The sequence below is a fragment of the Solibacillus sp. FSL W8-0474 genome, assembly GCF_038004065.1.
GTDB classification, from domain to species: Bacteria; Bacillota; Bacilli; order Bacillales_A; family Planococcaceae; genus Solibacillus; species Solibacillus faecavium.
The window spans coordinates 2,966,486-2,982,861 of record NZ_JBBOQJ010000001.1 but is presented as its reverse complement, the minus strand read 5'-3'; the positions used below and the strand labels follow the sequence as shown (position 1 = coordinate 2,982,861).

Sequence of the window (16,376 nt, the reverse complement as noted above, 5' to 3'; positions counted from 1 at the left end):
ACTAAAACTTGCTAGGACATTAAAATTAAGGGGGTTTTGATTGATGAAAAGACCGACAATTTTAGTATTAGGTGCAGGTTATGGTGGATTAACTACTATTGTTAATCTACAAAAGCTTGTCAATGCAAATGAAGCAGAAATCATTTTAGTAAACAAAAATGACTACCATTATGAAACGACATGGTTGCATGAAGTTGGGGCAGGTACGATTTCTCCAGACAAAGCGCGCTATCCTATTTCAAAAGTAATTAATCATAACGTAACCTTTGTAAAAGCAAATGTTGAAAGTATTGATGTCAATACAAAAATGGTTGGTACTTCTGCCGGTGATTTTTCGTACGATTATCTAGTCATTGGATTAGGGTTTGAAGGTGAGACATTCGGTATACCTGGATTGAAAGAGCATGCTTTATCATTAACAAATATTAATACAGCACGCCAAGTCCGCGAGCATATCGAATATCAGTTTGCTTCATGGACTTTGGATGAAGTAAAAGATGACAGCAAATTAACAATTATCGTCGGTGGAGCAGGCTTTACAGGAATCGAATTTTTAGGAGAACTGGGTAACCGCATCCCTGAGCTTTGTAAAGAATTTGATATACCTCAAGAAAAAGTACGTTTACTCTGTGTCGAGGCAGCATCGACAGTATTACCAGGATTTGATCCGGAATTAGTCGATTATGCGAAAGCACAATTATCAAAAAAAGGCGTAGAGTTTTCGATTGGTACACCAATTGTTGAAGCAACAGCAGAAGGTGTTAAAATTAGAAAAGATGAAGAGGATTTTGAATTTATTAAAGCAGGGACTGTCGTATGGGCAGCAGGAATACGCGGAAATGCTTTAGTGGAATCAAGTGGCCTCGAGTCCAATCGGGCGCGTATTGCAGTTCGTGAAGATATGCGCGCACCAGGCTTTGATGATGTATTTATCGTAGGGGATTGTGCATTTCTACTAAATGAAGAGGCGGGGCGTCCTTATCCGCCAACTGCGCAGATTGCGATGCAGCAAGGTGTTACCATTGCAAAAAATATAAAGCATTTAATTAATGAAGAGCCGACAGAAGTATTTGTATACGATGATAAAGGTGCTGTATGTTCGCTAGGGCATGAAGATGCTATTGGTACTGCATTTGATCGTAAATTTACTGGTAAGCCGGCCTCTGCATTAAAAAAAGTAGTTGATGACCGTGCCCTGTATTTAGTTGGTGGTGTAGGTTTAACACTGAAAAAAGGAAAATTTAAATTTTTATAATCTAACTTCAAACTTGCAAACGAGTGTGCAACACTTCTTTTGCAAGTTTTTTTATCAGCATAGCAAAGGGGGATTTCTATTATGAAAAAGGATAGAGGGAAAGTATGGCTTGGAGTTGCTGCCATTGTTGAAAACCAAGCGGGGGAATGGCTGCTCGTAAAAAAGACTTATGGTGGACTTAAAGGGGTTTGGTCACTGCCAGCTGGCTTTGTACAGGAAGCAGAAACGGTAACAGCTGCAACTACGCGTGAAGTTTTGGAGGAGACAGGTATCATTTGCAAAGTAAAGGGGTTGGCAGGATTTCGATCAGGTGTGATATTAAATGATATTAGCGATAATATGGCTATTTTTCATTGCGAGCCAATCGATAATAATCAACAGTTCGTATTGCAGGAAAAAGAAATTGTCGAAGCCTGCTGGATGGCACCAACAGATATCGTACAGCATGAATTATCTTCCGTCATGTTGAGGGAAATGGCGCATCAGCAAGTTATTAGTCATATTCATCCAATCATAGAAGGTATTAATCCAGGGGATGTATTCGGCTATAGCGAATATCATTTATATTTCAAGAAATAATTACTACTAAACTAAAAAACAATTTACTTTATGGAGAAGTATTGACAATTTTAATCTCCTATTCATTATTATGGATGTTGAATTGAAAGTACCCACTATATCATGTAAAATTATGAGAGATTATTGGGGGTATACATAACATGAATGATGTTTCATTAGTACAGTTAATCATTTCGATCGTTTTATTTTTTGTCATGTTTTTCGGAATCGGATTTTTATTGAATATGTTATTGCGTATGACATGGTTAATGGCCATTGTTTATCCGATTGTCGTAGTCTTTATTATTGATGAAGTTAGCTTTTTGGATTATATCTTTAAACCTAGTATGGCATTTTCTGCACTAGTAGATAAAGTTCAGGCATTACAGCTCGTAGATATTTTAATTTTAGCGGGTGGCTTCGGGGGTGCAATAGTAGCTGGATTTGTTATGATTGCTCTTCGAAAGGCCGGTTATCGAATGTTTTAAAAATAAAAATGGATCTGTTAAAGGTAATCTAATCTTTTAACAGATCCATTTTTTATATACCTTGACCACTATACCACACTACTGCAAGCACTATTCCTGCAAGTCCCCCGATAAATACTTCGCTTTTTTTATGACCTAATAACGTTTTTAAATCCTCTACTTTTTCCTGTTCATTCATTTCAGGCCAACGCTTGATTTCATCGAAAAATAACTGAAGGTCATGTCGGATTTCGTTTAAAACTGCTGCATGTTGTCCAGCTTGAAAACGTACATGACTCGCATCATACATTACAATGCCAGCTAACATTGCAGCAACAGCAAAAGTTACAGAATCAAAACCTGCCTCTATACCAACTGCAGTGGCGATGCTCGTTACAGCAGCAGAGTGGGAACTCGGCATCCCCCCTGTAGAAGTTAATAAGCTCCAGTCGAACTTTCTAGTAACAATAAAATTTATCGGAACCTTTAATATTTGTGCAAAAACAATTGCGAAAATCCCGAGCCAAAGTGGCGTATTTTGCAGAAGTTCGATAATTACACCCACTTTCTCATAATTGCTGTAATTATACCATTTTTCCTATGATGGATTAAAATTAAACTCACAGAAAAATAAAAAAATTGTTTCTTTCGTTACCCGAATTAACTGATTTTGTATATAATAAAACTATACATTAGGAGGTTTTAAAAATATGAATATTGAAGTGATGGCAAAAACATTTGAAACACAAACTTCGGAAACATTAATTATCGGTGTTCAAAAGCACCGTGAGCAAATGAAAAATTGGTCATCTTTTAGTGATTTCTTTGGAGAGACAATTGATACATGGCTTCATACTGGAGAAATTTCAACAGAGTCTAAAACAATTACGAAATTGCCGTTTTCAGGAAACCATTCATCACTTAAGCGTATTTATTTTGTTGGTCTAGGTGAGCGTAAACATATGACTGCTGATGAACTACGTGAAGCATTTGCAACAGTAGGTAAAGAATTAAAGAATGCAAAAGTAAGTGATGTTGCAATTTGGGTAGAATCATTTACTACGGATCAATTAGAAGAAACAGAAGTCGCATATTTAGCTGGAGAAGGGTTAAATTTAGGCTACTATACAACACTAAGCTATAAGACATCTTCAAATGAACCAAACACATACTTAGATCAGGTTCAATTTGTAACAGAGGCCAAGATAGAAGATGTTGTAGAAAACTTCGAGGTTGGAAAAGTATATGCAGATGCTGTAAATGAAGCGCGTACTTTGATTAACTTACCGCCGAATTTACTTACAGCAACAGATTTAGCTGATTATGCAACAGAGCTTGCTAATATTTATGATTTAGAAGTGGAAATTTTAAATAAAGCACAGCTTGAGGAATTAGGTATGGGCGGTATTTTATCTGTCAACAAAGGATCTGTAGAAGAGCCACGTTTAATTACGATTAAATACCAAGGCAAACCAGAGTGGGAAGATGTAATCGGTTTTGTCGGCAAAGGTGTTACATACGACACGGGCGGTTATTCTTTAAAACCTCGTGATGGTATGGTTGGTATGAAAGGTGATATGGGTGGTGCTGCAGCCGTACTTGGTGCGATGCGCATTATTGGTGAAACTCGACCGAAGCAAAATGTAGTGGCAGTCATTGGCTCTACAGATAATATGGTGTCTGGTGAAGCATTTAAACCAGATGATGTAATAACAATGTACAATGGAAAAACGGTGGAAGTACTCAATACAGATGCTGAAGGTCGTTTAGTACTGGCAGATGCTATGACATATGCTAAACAGCAAGGCGCCAACTACTTAATCGATGTGGCAACTTTAACAGGCGGAGTAATTGTTGCACTTGGAAAAGATAAAACTGGTGCTTTAACAAATAACGAGGAATTTTTCGAAGAGTTTATGGAGGCGGCGATTGAAACAGGCGAGTTTGTTTGGCGTTTACCATTAACAGAAAGCGATAAAAAGCGTATTCGAAAGTCAGAAGTCGCGGATTTAAACAACTCACCAGGTCGTGATGGACATATGATTTTCGGTGGCGGCTTTGTTGGAGAATTTGCTGAAGGAACGCCATGGATTCACCTTGATATCGCAGGTACATCGGATGCAGGTGCACCACATGCTTTAGGGCCAAAAGGTGGAACAGGTGTCATGGTGCGTACATTAGCAACATTAGTAGAGCTACGCGATAATTAATATATTTGAGAAGATGTCTTGTAAGTATAAAACTTATGGGACATCTTTTTATTTTTAGGCAATTGACCAATGGCTCTATAAATTATGAATACACTATTTATAAGGGAGGAGGACATAAACATGGTTAATCGTAACCCATATTTTAATTCAGGGTTTGTATATCCATTTGGTGTTCCGTTTTTAGGTAGTTTTCTAGGAGGCTTTTTAGGGGGGTCACTTAATAACAATTACTCACCTAATTACCCACCATACGGGCCATATCCACCAAATTATCCGCCGAATTACTACTATCCACCTTATAATTACCCACCATACCGACGACGTTATTGGTAAATAGGAGATAATTATAGGTAAAGACATACTTGCTCGTAACAGTATTGTTAGCTATGATGTAAGAATGAAATATTACGATTTTTGAGGAAAATTAATTTATGAAAAACCCATATTTATATGGATACTTACCATTAATAACAATCATTTTATTTAGTTTTTCATTCAGTATGTTTGCTATATCTGAATCTTTACAATTACTTCACGCAATTGGTGTATACAACGGTATGCGTGAGTTTTTATCGGATTTAGAATTGCGTTTCGTACTACTAATAGTATTTGCATTATTATTTTTTATGCTATTTTCAGCATTGAAGCTTATTGGTGAAACGATTCATGAGCTTGGAATGTTATTTTTCTCAAAAGATAAAGAGGGGCAAACAATTCATGCAGCGCGTGGAGGATATGTTATCTTCTTTTTCGGAGCATTTACTTCTATCATCGGATTTCAATCGTTACTTATTTTAGTCATTGTTTTTTTAATAACAGTATTTTGTTATTTTATTTACAATGTCTATAAAGTGAGTCAGTATATGTCCATTACAGGTGTGATTGGGTTAATTTTCTTTGAAATAATTACTTGGTCAATAGTAGTGGTGTTAGTCATCTATGCGATTGTGAAGCTTTACAATGGAATACTTGCGGGCTTGCCATTTGCATAAAATAAAAAAAGCTTGTTAACATTTTAGCGGGGGAGGTGCGCTATACATTAGTTAACAAGCTTTTTTATTATGTTTTGCTATTTTTACATACTTAATCTGTTATTGCATTAAATATGGAAAAATGAATTTTAGAACTTTCAATTGACTCCATTGAGCGAGGTCTATCATAGCCCACCCATATAGCCGTTGTATAATCATTCGTTAGCCCTGCTATCCAGTAATCTTTAAATGCATTTGTCGTACCTGTTTTTGCCCCGATATACTTTGAAGAACTATAAAGACCTCGTGCTGTACCACTTGTTACAGTCGCATTTAATAAATCACGCATTGTTTTAGTTGTTGTTGCAGACCAAATTTCCTCACGATCACGAGACCAGCTAAATAGTACGTTTCCTGTTAAGTCTGTTACTTTTCGGATACTACGTACAGGCGAGTAGAAGCCATCGATAAAACTAGAATAGGCATCGGCCATTTCTAGTGATGTTACCCCATAAGTTAATCCACCCAATGCCGCAGCAAAAGTCCGATCTTTATCCACTATTGATTGAAAGCCGAATCGATCTATATAAGAAAAAGCTGTATCGACTCCAACGGTATTAAATATGCGGAGTGCACTTGTGTTAATACTATTTTTGAAAGCTGTTTCAATAGTTACATTGTTATACCAAATACGGCCGTAATTTTCTGGACAAAAGTTGCCAATACAATAAGGACCACCATTTATAATCGAGTATTTCGTTCCAGTAGTCGTTTCAAAATAAGGTGCAAATACACTAATTGGCTTAAATGCAGAGCCTGGCTGTCTAGGTGCTTGGTAAGCGCGGTGTAAATCGTGCTTTTTATAATCTTTGCCTCCAAAAATACTGACAACTTCACGTGTTTCGTTGTCAATAACAGTCGCACTTGCCTGTAAATCAGAATTAGGTAAAATCCGATTGATAGCGATTTCATCTTGTCGCTGTTTTTCCGGTTGGAGTGCTGTATATACGTTAATACCTTGACGTAAAATCAAATCAATTTTCTTTTGGAGTTCTAGTTGCAAGAATTCCTTTTCCATTTTATCCGAAGTCTTATCAATAAGTTCACGATAGCCAGTTTGATCAGCGATAAGCCACTTGAGCTCCTGCAAAACGAAAGTGCTGTAACTAGGATACTGCTGTGTCTTTTGTTTTACTTCCAATTGGATGCTTTCTTCTTTATAGGCACTCGCTTCTGTTGCAGTAATAGCACCATGCTCCATGAGCTTATCGATTAATCTTTCTTGGCGATTTTTTGTGTTTTCAAAATGTTGAATAGGATCGTATAAGGTCGGGCTATTAGGGATTGCTGCGATAAAGGCCATCTCAGCAACCGAAAGCTTCGTTAATGGGCGATTAAAATAATAAGTTGCCGCAGCCCCGATTCCATAAACTTGATTGCTAAAATACATTTCGTTTAAATACATTTCAAAAATCTCATCTTTTGAATAAGTCTTTTCTATTTCATAAGCATAAAAAAGCTCCATTAATTTACGTTCGTACGTTTTGTCTGTAGACAAATAGCGCATTCTTACTAACTGTTGCGTAATGGTAGAACCACCCTGCTGAATGGACTGTTCGGACGTATTAGCTATAAAAGCCCGAGCAATGGCACTTACGTCAAAACCAATATGATTGTAAAAGTTTTCATCTTCACTATATATGAATAGCTGTTTTACTATTTCAGGTATTTCATTTAAGGGAAGGGGCTGTGACCATTCTATATATTCTTCGCTGAAAATCACTTTATTTGCATCATATAAATTGACGGGTAATGTTGAGACAACTTCAGAAAGCTCGATGGATTCCGCGATTAGTTGTTCATATTGCCTGGCTTCTCCTATTTCTACCCATACTTCACTACCGATTAATAGGAGTAAGGGGATGCTACATAAAATGACTATGTAGCCAAATATTTGTTTCATCTTTTAATCGGCCCCCATATGTTGTTTTCTAAAAAAGAATACCATAATCATATGGATTTAAGCATGGTTTTTTAAGAGCTCCTTCATATTTTGCTCAGGGAGCTTCTTTAAAATGGACATGACAATAAACGCGATTAAAAATAATAAGCTGGTCGAATAGAATACCGAATGAATACCACCGATACTAGCAACTACTCCACCTAGTACTGGTCCCAATATATTTCCAAGGAAACGGAAGCTTTGGTTATAGCCCATAATTTCCCCTTGCACCTCAACCGGAGCTTCCCTGCGAATAAGGGCAGAAGTGATTGGAATAAGCCCACCCGAAACAATTCCGAATAAAAAGCGCAATCCAATTAACTGCCATAACTCTGTTACAAATGCTTGGGGAATGATGATAATTACAGCAACGATTAATAAATAAGATAATATTCTTTCATAGCCGTAATGGTCACTCAATTTCCCCCAAAACCTGGCAAAGCATATGTTTCCTAGTCCTGCTGCACTAAAAGTAATACCCGCAAGCATTGCGACTTCCTGCGAAGGGGTAAGTTCTGAAACATAAAGCGACAGCAAAGGTTGAATACTGAAGTTTCCGATTTGGATTAATGTCGTTACTAGCATGACATTTATAATTAATCGATGATGGAAAATCGCCCAGATTACATTCTTGCTGGCATAAATGGCATTTTTCGTTTTCCGTATAATGGTCGGTTCATGAATTCCTACAATAATAATTATTGCCGCGATTCCAATCGCAACTGCAGTAATGATAAATGTATATTTAAAGCCAAATGTATCGGCCATTATTCCACCTAAAACAGGACCAAACAATGTCCCGCCGACGCTCCCCATTTGCAGAGTGCCCAAGGTTTTTCCAGCCACTTCTTTTGGTGTATGTCTACTTATAAAGGCGATAGAGGTTGGTATAAAGCCGGTAACGACACCCATAGCTAATCTTAATACGAAAAACTGCTCAACACTTTGGACGTAACCCATTAGAAAAATACTCGTTGCTACACCAAAGCAGTTGATAATCATAATTGGTTTGTATCCATACTTGTCCGCTATTCTTCCCCAAATAGGTGACATTAAAAATGCTGTGACAAATGTTGCCGCAAAGATTAAACCAGCCCACGTTTGAACATAGTCGTCTGAAAAATCCCCTAACGTATCAATATATAAAGACAAAAACGGCATAATCATCGTAGCGGCCGCTGCAACTATAAAGTTTGCTACTAAAATGATGATGAAATTATGTCTCATATTTTTCAAATTAATCACATTCTTCCATAATATTTGTAATATAGTATAACTTATTTCGGAATGCGAAGGAAGTCCCTCACATGTTATTAGCTTAAAATAACAGAGTTATGGTAAACTGAAACTTGGTAGATAAGGGGAAGTTCGGTTCTATTACCTATACCCAACCATTCCATAATTTATTTAAAGGAGAGACAAAAATGTTTCCACAATTAACGAAAGAATTAAATCCAGGCGAAGTAATGGTAGAAATGAAAACAACGATGGGCTCAATCAAAATTAAATTATTCCCGGAGCACGCACCAAAAACAGTTGAAAACTTTTTAGGTCACGCGAAATCAGGTTATTATAACGGTATTATTTTCCACCGTGTTATTCCAAAGTTCATGATTCAAGGTGGCGACCCTACTGGTACAGGTATGGGCGGAGAGTCAATTTGGGGCGGTACATTCGAAGATGAGTGTGTTCCTGAATTATTAAATATCCGTGGTGCTTTATCTATGGCCAATGCTGGTCCAGGCACAAACGGTTCTCAATTCTTTATCGTCCAAGCACCTCAAGTTGAAGTATCTATGCTAAAACAAATGGAAGTACGCGGTTGGTCTAAAGAAGATGTAGAAGTATACAAGAAAAACGGTGGTACGCCTTGGTTAGACGGTAAACATACTGTATTCGGACAAGTAGTGGAAGGTATGGATGTTGTTGACAATATTACGAACGTTGACCGAAATATGCACGATAAACCAAAAGAAGATGTTAAGATTGAGTCAATTACTGTAATTGACTAATTATTAAAGGAAGTGTGAGCACGTGAACCAATTTTTAATGAATTTCTCTGGTGGCTTTTTGTATTTTCCGGAAGACAAATCACTATATCTTCCCGCTGCAATTGAATTCGCTATTTTACTGATTATTGTTTTTGCTACATTCCGTTTTATCCGTCGTATCGCTGCTCGCCAAGCTGCACAAGCAAAAGTTTTAGAAGAACGCGCATTAAAGGAACGTAATGAGCGTATGGCTAAAGAACAGGCATTGGAACAGTTACAAAAACAATAATCGAAATGTAGAAGGGGCTATCCGAAAAGAATTTTCCGGATAACCCCTTTTTGTTATTTAAATGTTTGCAAAGCCTTTTTGATGCCCTCAACACCAACTTTTAACGTATCAAATGGACATGCAACATTAATTCGTAAAAAGCCTCGACCAGCTTCCGTATATTTCGTACCAGGATCTAAGGCAACTTGTCCAATTGTTAGAAGTCGATTCATTAGTTCTTTCTCTTCAATGCCAGTTGCGCGGTAATCGATCCACATTAAATAGGTTGCATCAGGAATTTTTACATTAATTCCTTCAATTGCATTTAATTCTTTTGCAACATACTCCATATTACTTTTCAAGTAAAGAAGCAATTCATCTAACCATTGGCCACCATCATTATAGACAGCTTTTACAGCGGTGCTTGCAAAAGTATTTAAGCCAAGATTTCCATGTGCCTGTGAATTTTTTCCGAGAGCTGTAAATAATTCTTTATTTGGCGCAACAATCATTGCAGCATGAATACCTGCTATATTAAATGTTTTAGTAGGCGCAATACAAGTAATGATTTTTGCTTCAGCAGCATTTGGCAATGTAAAAATAGGTGTATAGGCTTTCTGGATTAAAATGTCTGCATGAATTTCATCGGATAATAAATACACGTCATATTGAATACATAAAGCGACAAGCTGTTCAAGTTCTTTACGACCCCAAACAATGCCTGCTGGATTATGGGGGTTACATAGAATAAACATTTTAACGCCAGTTCGGAAAACTTCTTCTAGTGTCTCAAAATTAATTGTGTAAATGCCATTTTCTTCTGTTAAGTCGCAAGTCACGACTTCCCGCATCTGATCTTTTGGGACATTGAAGAATGGTGGATATGCCGGAGTAGACATGGCAATTTTGTCTCCAACTTCTGTGAATGTCTCGATTATCGTAGCAATTGCTGGTACTACACCAGGTTGAAATAGAATGGTAGATGGGTCAATGTTCCACTGATGACGTGTTTCATACCATTTAACGATTGCATCCTTTACTTCATCACTCGCAAATGTATAGCCAAATATAGGATGCTCCAATCGTTCTTTTATAGCCTGTGTCATAGCAGGGGGAGGGGGAAAGTCCATATCAGCTACCCACATTGGTAGAATATTCGAAGTATCCTCTAAATTGTATACGGCACTCATCATATCCCATTTAATTGAATCGGAATTACGACGAGCATGAATTTCGTTAAAAATAGACATTATAATCCTCTTTTCTATAGAAATTATTTTTACTTATGTTATTATACTAACTATTATAAGAGAGTAATAGGGTGAGGGAAATGGATAATATTGAAATGAATCAAAAGTGTGTTCATATATTACAAAATTGGGATCCATTCGGATTTGGTATTCATAGCTATGATACGGAGACAGCTGATGTTGTAGCCGCATTACAAGGAATAGATGATCCAACAGAGCTAGGGAAAGTAATTCAGAAAGTTTATGAATATTCATTTGAACAATGGATTCCTTTTGAGCGCTGTGTAGCTATTGCGTATAAATTACTTGCAGTAAAATTTGAAGCCAAATGCATCATTTAAAAAAGCGAGCGACCTTTAACTAAGGCCGCTCGCTTTTATATTTAAGCCATCCATTAAATTAGATACTGGTACTTCCAAAATCGTCGATAATAATAATATTGTTTGCGTCGAAGGAATTTGGTCACCTTTTTCATAGGCTGTCAGCTTTTCAATGCCTACTTGTGTCTTTTTTGAAAGATCTTCAATGGATAAGCTTTTTTCTAGACGCAATATTTTTAACTGTTCATGAAGCTTTAATTTCACTTGGTGCACATCCTTCCAATATATTCTTTTTACTAATTATAATATGTATAACTACTTATGAAATCCCCTGTTTATGACAAAAATAAAAACTTGTTCAAAATTTCAATTTGAACAAGTTTTTAAAATTAACTAAAGAACACTTTGTTAATAAAGATGGCTACGATGGATATTGGTGCTAAATAGCGTACGATGAATAGCCAAATGGTATATATAATTGGCGATGCCTGTATTTCCTCACGGGAGATTTTCTTAGAATAATGGTATCCGGCAAAAATCGAAGTTAAAAGGGCACCAATTGGCATTAGTATTGCACTTGTTACATAATCCACAAAGTCAAAAATAGAACGGTCAAAAATTGAAACGTCTGACAAAATACCAAATGATAAAGCACTTGGAATACCAACGATAAAGATAATGGCCGCTAATAAAGAAGATGCCTTTTTACGTTGTGCAGTTTTTCCTCGTATGCCTATTGAAACAACTACTTCTAATAAGGCTATTGAAGAAGTGACAGTGGCAAAGAGCAATAAGATGAAAAAGACAAGCAGCAAAAAACTACCGAACGGCAATTGTTCAAACACTGCAGGAATCATAATGAAGACTAAGCCAGGACCTTCTGTAGGAGAAAAGCCAAGTGCAAAAACGGCCGGGAAAATTACAAGACCCGCCAATAATGATATCGCAATGTTCAACGTAGCAACATTTATAGCTGAAGTTACAATTTTCTCTTTTCTGGATAAATAAGAGGCATAAGTGATCATTGCAGCGACGCCAATACTTAGTGAAAAGAAGGCCTGTCCTAAAGCTAAAATTAATGTTTCACCATTAAAATAGGACCAATCGGGAATAAACATGAATTTTACACCTTCAAATGCTCCTTCTAATGTAATTGAACGGATAAATAGCAAGATGAAGAAAATGAACAATAATGGCATCATCCATTTACTCGCCGATTCGATGCCGTTTTTAATGCCAGCTTGGACGATAACTAAAGTTAAAATCATAAAGCATGCCTGTGCAAATAGGACTTCCATTGGATTTGAAATAATATCCGTAAATAATGCGCCAAAGTCATTCCCTTGACCGGTAAGGGAAAACGTAGTTGCTCTGACAATATAGCTCAATATCCAGCCACCAACGACACTGTAAAACGATAGGATGAGTCCACAAGCAACTAGCCCGATCCATCCAATCATAAACCAAGGTTTTCCTGGTGCCTGCTCTTTAAAAGAGGTAATGGGATCTTTTTGACCTCTTCGTCCAATCATAAACTCAGCAATTAAAATTGGTAACCCGATTAAAACTGTACATAATACAAATAATAAAATAAAAACACTACCACCATTTGTTCCCGCCATATAAGGGAACTTCCAAATAGCTCCAAGACCGACTGCGCTACCTGCAGCAGCTAATATAAATCCAATCTTAGATGTAAATTGATCTCTAGATGACAAAAGACAACCTCCTTATGTGTATGCAAATAAACATTTTACAATAATATTCGCAAATTTTGCAAAAAAGATTTAATGAAATGATAAATACCATGCAACAAACAATAAAATAATTTTAATTATTGGGTTTTTATTATAATTATTGATAGAAAAACGCTAGATTAATACGATTCTTTGTTACTGTAAGCTTCATATGTTATAATTTAACATGACATTTACGTATATACGAAAAGAAGGTAGGAACAAAGTATGGCAAAAAAAATTGAAGTGGGTGACGTGTTAACCGGTAAAGTAACAGGAATACAACCATACGGAGCTTTTGTTGCTTTAGATGAATTTACGCAAGGGCTTGTGCATATTTCTGAAATCACATATGGCTTTGTGAAAGATGTAAGTGAATTTTTATCCGTTGGTGATGAAATACAAGTAAAGGTTTTAGATGTAGATACAGATCAAAAAAAAATAAGCTTATCTATTCGTGAACTTCAAGAAGTACCCTTTCATAGGAAAAGGGATATGCAACCTCGCCGTTCTTTACAAGATCGGGTAGATGAAGTAGATGCAGATGGTTTTCAAATTTTAAAGGAAAAATTAAAGGACTGGATTGAACAATCCGGACATTAAACAGCACACCTCGTTATATAAATAGATAATGAGGTGTGTTTTTATTTGAGGAAAATAGGTTAATTAAGTATAAACATGGTTTAAAAAGTATTTTTTTTCATAAATTATTATAGAAATAATAAAAGTGCATAAAATGTGACGAAATATTTAACAAACTCCGAATGAAGTATGTTACAATGTTGGCGGAAAGACACAAATACAATAATTTTAAAGAGGCGAATAATATAATGGCTGAAAATTTAAACTTATTCACATCTACTCAAGAAGTAATTCATGAGGCATTAAATAAACTAGGCTATGATGAGGCAATGTATGAATTACTAAAGGAACCTGTTCGTATGTTAACAGTACGAATTCCTGTGAAAATGGACGATGGTACGACTAAAGTATTCACAGGTTACCGTGCACAACATAATGATGCAGTTGGTCCTACAAAGGGCGGAGTTCGTTTCCACCCGATGGTTTCAGAGGAAGAAGTGAAAGCGCTTTCTATGTGGATGACATTGAAATGTGGAATTGTCGACCTTCCTTATGGTGGAGGTAAAGGCGGCGTTATTTGCGATCCTCGTGAAATGTCAATGGGAGAAATCGAACGCTTGAGTCGTGGTTATGTACGTGCTATTAGCCAAGTAGTAGGTCCTACTAAAGACATTCCAGCTCCAGACGTGTTCACAAATGCTCAAATTATGGCTTGGATGATGGATGAGTATAGCCGTATGGATGAATTTAACTCGCCAGGATTTATCACAGGTAAACCAATTGTACTTGGAGGCTCACAAGGGCGCGATCGTGCGACTGCTGAAGGTGTAACAATTGTAATCGAGGAAGCAGCAAAAAAACGCGGGATTGAAATTAAAGGTGCACGTGTTGTTATCCAAGGCTTCGGGAATGCTGGGAGTTTCTTAGCGAAATTCATGAGCGATTTAGGGGCAAAGGTAATTGGAATTTCAGATGCGCACGGTGCATTACATGATCCTAATGGTTTGGATATTGACTATTTATTGGACCGACGTGATTCGTTTGGTACTGTAACAACACTATTTGAGAACACTATTTCAAATAAGGAACTATTGGAATTAGACTGCGATATTTTAGTGCCGGCTGCAATTGAAAATCAAATTACAGCAGACAATGCACATCATATTAAAGCGAACATCGTTGTAGAAGCGGCAAATGGTCCAACGACTGCAGAAGCTACTAAGATTCTAACAGACCGTGGTATCCTGCTAGTACCGGATGTATTAGCCTCTGCTGGCGGTGTAACAGTATCTTACTTTGAATGGGTTCAAAATAATATGGGTTATTATTGGACTGAAGAAGAGGTCCGTGAGAAATTATATGCAAAAATGGTTACAGCGTTTGATAACGTATATACAACAGCGCAAAACCGCAATATTAATATGCGTTTAGCGGCTTACATGGTAGGGGTACGCCGTACTGCCGAGGCTTCTCGCTTCCGTGGATGGGTATAATCGTTATAAAATTAAGTCTCACTCCCATTGTGGAGTGAGGCTTTTTTCAAAAATAGGGGGAATTATTGGTGAACAACTTTTCATTTTACAATCCGGTAAAAATACACTTTGGTGAGGGAAGTATCGAAAACTTACGTATGGAACTTCCACAATACGGGAAAAACATTTTAATTGTATATGGCGGCGGAAGTATTAAAGCTAATGGTGTTTACGATTCAATCATGTCAATTTTAAATGATTTGGATATGAATGTATTTGAATTATCTGGTGTTGAACCGAATCCACGTGTAGAAACGGCAAGAAAAGGAATTGAAATTTGTAAGCAACATAATGTTGATATCGTTTTGGCAGTAGGTGGCGGTTCGGTTATTGACTGCTCGAAATTAATTGCGGCAGGAGCCAAAGTCGAAGAAGATGCATGGGATATTGTAACGAAGAAAGTATTGGCATTAGAAGCATTACCTTTGGCAACTGTTTTAACGTTAGCGGCAACAGCATCAGAAATGAATTCAGGATCGGTTATTACTAATTTAGAGACAAAAGAAAAGTACGGATGGGGCAGCCCTGCTGTGTTCCCTAAGTTTTCAATTTTAGATCCTTCATATACATTTACGGTACCAGCAAATCAAACAGTAAATGGTGTTGTGGATACGATGTCACATATCCTTGAGCAATATTTTAACAATGCGACAAACACACCGATTACAGATGAAATGAGTGAAGGGATTTTACGTACCTTAATTGATGTTGCTCCTAAAGCTTTAGAGGATCCATTCAATTATGAACACCGTGAAACATTGATGCTTGCAGGAACGATTGGCTTAAATGGCTTCTTATCACTAGGTTCGCGTGGTGACTGGGCAACACATAATATTGAACATGCTGTTTCAGCTTATTATGATATCGCGCATGCAAGTGGCTTAGCGATAATTTTCCCTAACTGGATGAAGCATAATTTACACATCAATCCCGCACGATTTGCAAAGTTGGCTATCAACGTATTCAATATTGATGCAACAGATAAAACTGATGAGCAGGTTGCGTTGGAAGGAATCGAGGCATTATCAGCATTTTGGACATCTATTGGTGCACCAAACCGCTTAGCTGATTTTGAGATCGATGCAAGTCATTTTGAAGGAATGGTTGAGCATTGCCTAGTATATGGTCCATTCGGAAACTTCAATAAGCTTGAAGCAGAGGACGTACGAAAAATTTTGGAAATGTCTTTATAACATTATAAAAGGGAAGCTGGTCTGCTATTGGACCAGCTTCC

At 37.0% G+C, this 16,376-nt stretch carries 18 protein-coding genes; 12 read left to right on the top strand and 6 right to left on the bottom strand.

Annotated elements, in window-relative coordinates:
• Positions 1–43: 43 nt before the first annotated feature.
• From NYE67_RS15180 to NYE67_RS15170, 3 genes are all read left to right on the top strand, one after another.
• Positions 44–1,255, top strand: a complete 1,212-nt coding sequence (locus tag NYE67_RS15180) for an NAD(P)/FAD-dependent oxidoreductase (RefSeq protein ID WP_340730371.1) — start codon at positions 44–46, stop codon at positions 1,253–1,255.
• A gap of 81 nt (positions 1,256–1,336) precedes the next feature.
• Positions 1,337–1,834 (top strand): NUDIX hydrolase, encoded by a 498-nt coding sequence (locus tag NYE67_RS15175; protein WP_340730370.1) that lies wholly within the window; start codon positions 1,337–1,339, stop codon positions 1,832–1,834.
• 140 nt (positions 1,835–1,974) lie between these two features.
• Positions 1,975–2,301 carry a YuiB family protein gene (locus NYE67_RS15170; protein ID WP_340730369.1) on the top strand — a complete coding sequence of 109 codons (327 nt, stop codon included), beginning with the start codon at positions 1,975–1,977 and terminating at the stop codon, positions 2,299–2,301.
• A 52-nt stretch (positions 2,302–2,353) separates the two neighbouring features.
• Here NYE67_RS15170 and NYE67_RS15165 read toward each other — a convergent pair whose 3' ends face one another.
• A complete protein-coding gene (locus tag NYE67_RS15165) occupies positions 2,354–2,845 on the bottom strand; it encodes a divergent PAP2 family protein (RefSeq protein WP_340730368.1) in 492 nt (163 codons plus the stop codon).
• 145 nt (positions 2,846–2,990) lie between these two features.
• Between NYE67_RS15165 and NYE67_RS15160 the strand changes: the two genes are divergently transcribed.
• The 3 genes from NYE67_RS15160 (at position 2,991) to NYE67_RS15150 (ending at position 5,482) form a co-directional block, all read left to right on the top strand.
• A complete protein-coding gene (locus NYE67_RS15160) occupies positions 2,991–4,490 on the top strand; it encodes a leucyl aminopeptidase (protein ID WP_340730367.1) in 1,500 nt (499 codons plus the stop codon).
• A gap of 120 nt (positions 4,491–4,610) precedes the next feature.
• The gene (locus NYE67_RS15155) at positions 4,611–4,823 is read left to right on the top strand and encodes a hypothetical protein (RefSeq protein ID WP_191699859.1); all 213 of its coding nucleotides are present in this window, start codon (positions 4,611–4,613) and stop codon (positions 4,821–4,823) included.
• A 98-nt stretch (positions 4,824–4,921) separates the two neighbouring features.
• Positions 4,922–5,482 (top strand): YufK family protein, encoded by a 561-nt coding sequence (locus tag NYE67_RS15150; protein ID WP_339213563.1) that lies wholly within the window; start codon positions 4,922–4,924, stop codon positions 5,480–5,482.
• A 91-nt stretch (positions 5,483–5,573) separates the two neighbouring features.
• On the opposite strand, the gene NYE67_RS15145 is transcribed toward NYE67_RS15150, so the two are convergent.
• Complete coding sequence (locus NYE67_RS15145; protein ID WP_340730366.1) at positions 5,574–7,424, bottom strand: transglycosylase domain-containing protein; 1,851 nt, start codon at positions 7,422–7,424, stop codon at positions 5,574–5,576.
• Between the two features lie 57 nt (positions 7,425–7,481).
• A complete protein-coding gene (locus NYE67_RS15140) occupies positions 7,482–8,699 on the bottom strand; it encodes an MFS transporter (protein ID WP_340730365.1) in 1,218 nt (405 codons plus the stop codon).
• Positions 8,700–8,887: 188 nt separating this feature from the next.
• Here NYE67_RS15140 and NYE67_RS15135 point away from each other — a divergent pair, with 188 nt between their 5' ends.
• Positions 8,888–9,475 carry a peptidylprolyl isomerase gene (locus tag NYE67_RS15135; RefSeq protein ID WP_191699863.1) on the top strand — a complete coding sequence of 196 codons (588 nt, stop codon included), beginning with the start codon at positions 8,888–8,890 and terminating at the stop codon, positions 9,473–9,475.
• A 22-nt stretch (positions 9,476–9,497) separates the two neighbouring features.
• A complete protein-coding gene (locus tag NYE67_RS15130; protein WP_318245195.1) occupies positions 9,498–9,743 on the top strand; it encodes a hypothetical protein in 246 nt (81 codons plus the stop codon).
• A gap of 53 nt (positions 9,744–9,796) precedes the next feature.
• Here the strand turns inward: NYE67_RS15130 and NYE67_RS15125 are convergent, their stop codons facing one another.
• Positions 9,797–10,972, bottom strand: coding sequence for a MalY/PatB family protein (locus NYE67_RS15125; protein WP_340730364.1), 1,176 nt, complete (start codon positions 10,970–10,972; stop codon positions 9,797–9,799).
• Between the two features lie 80 nt (positions 10,973–11,052).
• On the opposite strand from NYE67_RS15125, the gene NYE67_RS15120 reads away from it, so the two are divergent.
• Positions 11,053–11,313: a DUF1871 family protein gene (locus NYE67_RS15120; RefSeq protein ID WP_191699865.1), complete on the top strand. Its 261-nt coding sequence runs from the start codon at positions 11,053–11,055 to the stop codon at positions 11,311–11,313.
• A 15-nt stretch (positions 11,314–11,328) separates the two neighbouring features.
• Here NYE67_RS15120 and NYE67_RS15115 read toward each other — a convergent pair whose 3' ends face one another.
• Both NYE67_RS15115 and NYE67_RS15110 read right to left on the bottom strand, forming a co-directional pair.
• Entirely contained in the window at positions 11,329–11,556 is a 228-nt protein-coding gene (locus tag NYE67_RS15115) for a helix-turn-helix transcriptional regulator (RefSeq protein WP_191699866.1), read from the bottom strand.
• A gap of 125 nt (positions 11,557–11,681) precedes the next feature.
• Positions 11,682–13,010: a sodium-dependent transporter gene (locus NYE67_RS15110; RefSeq protein ID WP_340730363.1), complete on the bottom strand. Its 1,329-nt coding sequence runs from the start codon at positions 13,008–13,010 to the stop codon at positions 11,682–11,684.
• A 246-nt stretch (positions 13,011–13,256) separates the two neighbouring features.
• On the opposite strand from NYE67_RS15110, the gene yugI reads away from it, so the two are divergent.
• The 3 genes from yugI to NYE67_RS15095 all read left to right on the top strand — a co-directional run bounded on the left by yugI (position 13,257) and on the right by NYE67_RS15095 (position 16,335).
• The gene (yugI, locus tag NYE67_RS15105; protein WP_191699868.1) at positions 13,257–13,631 is read left to right on the top strand and encodes a S1 domain-containing post-transcriptional regulator GSP13; all 375 of its coding nucleotides are present in this window, start codon (positions 13,257–13,259) and stop codon (positions 13,629–13,631) included.
• 227 nt (positions 13,632–13,858) lie between these two features.
• Positions 13,859–15,103: a Glu/Leu/Phe/Val family dehydrogenase gene (locus NYE67_RS15100; protein WP_191703864.1), complete on the top strand. Its 1,245-nt coding sequence runs from the start codon at positions 13,859–13,861 to the stop codon at positions 15,101–15,103.
• A 68-nt stretch (positions 15,104–15,171) separates the two neighbouring features.
• Positions 15,172–16,335: an iron-containing alcohol dehydrogenase gene (locus NYE67_RS15095; protein WP_340730362.1), complete on the top strand. Its 1,164-nt coding sequence runs from the start codon at positions 15,172–15,174 to the stop codon at positions 16,333–16,335.
• The last annotated feature ends 41 nt before the right edge of the window (positions 16,336–16,376 follow it).

Excerpts from the sequence above, each read along its gene's own strand:
- NYE67_RS15180 (WP_340730371.1), top strand. The coding sequence starts at position 44 with ATGAAAAGACCGACAATTTTAGTATTAGGTGCAGGTTATGGTGGATTA.
- NYE67_RS15175 (WP_340730370.1), top strand. The coding sequence starts at position 1,337 with ATGAAAAAGGATAGAGGGAAAGTATGGCTTGGAGTTGCTGCCATTGTT.
- NYE67_RS15170 (WP_340730369.1), top strand. The coding sequence starts at position 1,975 with ATGAATGATGTTTCATTAGTACAGTTAATCATTTCGATCGTTTTATTT.
- NYE67_RS15160 (WP_340730367.1), top strand. The coding sequence starts at position 2,991 with ATGAATATTGAAGTGATGGCAAAAACATTTGAAACACAAACTTCGGAA.
- NYE67_RS15155 (WP_191699859.1), top strand. The coding sequence starts at position 4,611 with ATGGTTAATCGTAACCCATATTTTAATTCAGGGTTTGTATATCCATTT.
- NYE67_RS15150 (WP_339213563.1), top strand. The coding sequence starts at position 4,922 with ATGAAAAACCCATATTTATATGGATACTTACCATTAATAACAATCATT.
- NYE67_RS15145 (WP_340730366.1), bottom strand. The coding sequence starts at position 7,424 with ATGAAACAAATATTTGGCTACATAGTCATTTTATGTAGCATCCCCTTA.
- NYE67_RS15135 (WP_191699863.1), top strand. The coding sequence starts at position 8,888 with ATGTTTCCACAATTAACGAAAGAATTAAATCCAGGCGAAGTAATGGTA.
- NYE67_RS15125 (WP_340730364.1), bottom strand. The coding sequence starts at position 10,972 with ATGTCTATTTTTAACGAAATTCATGCTCGTCGTAATTCCGATTCAATT.
- NYE67_RS15120 (WP_191699865.1), top strand. The coding sequence starts at position 11,053 with ATGGATAATATTGAAATGAATCAAAAGTGTGTTCATATATTACAAAAT.
- yugI (WP_191699868.1), top strand. The coding sequence starts at position 13,257 with ATGGCAAAAAAAATTGAAGTGGGTGACGTGTTAACCGGTAAAGTAACA.
- NYE67_RS15100 (WP_191703864.1), top strand. The coding sequence starts at position 13,859 with ATGGCTGAAAATTTAAACTTATTCACATCTACTCAAGAAGTAATTCAT.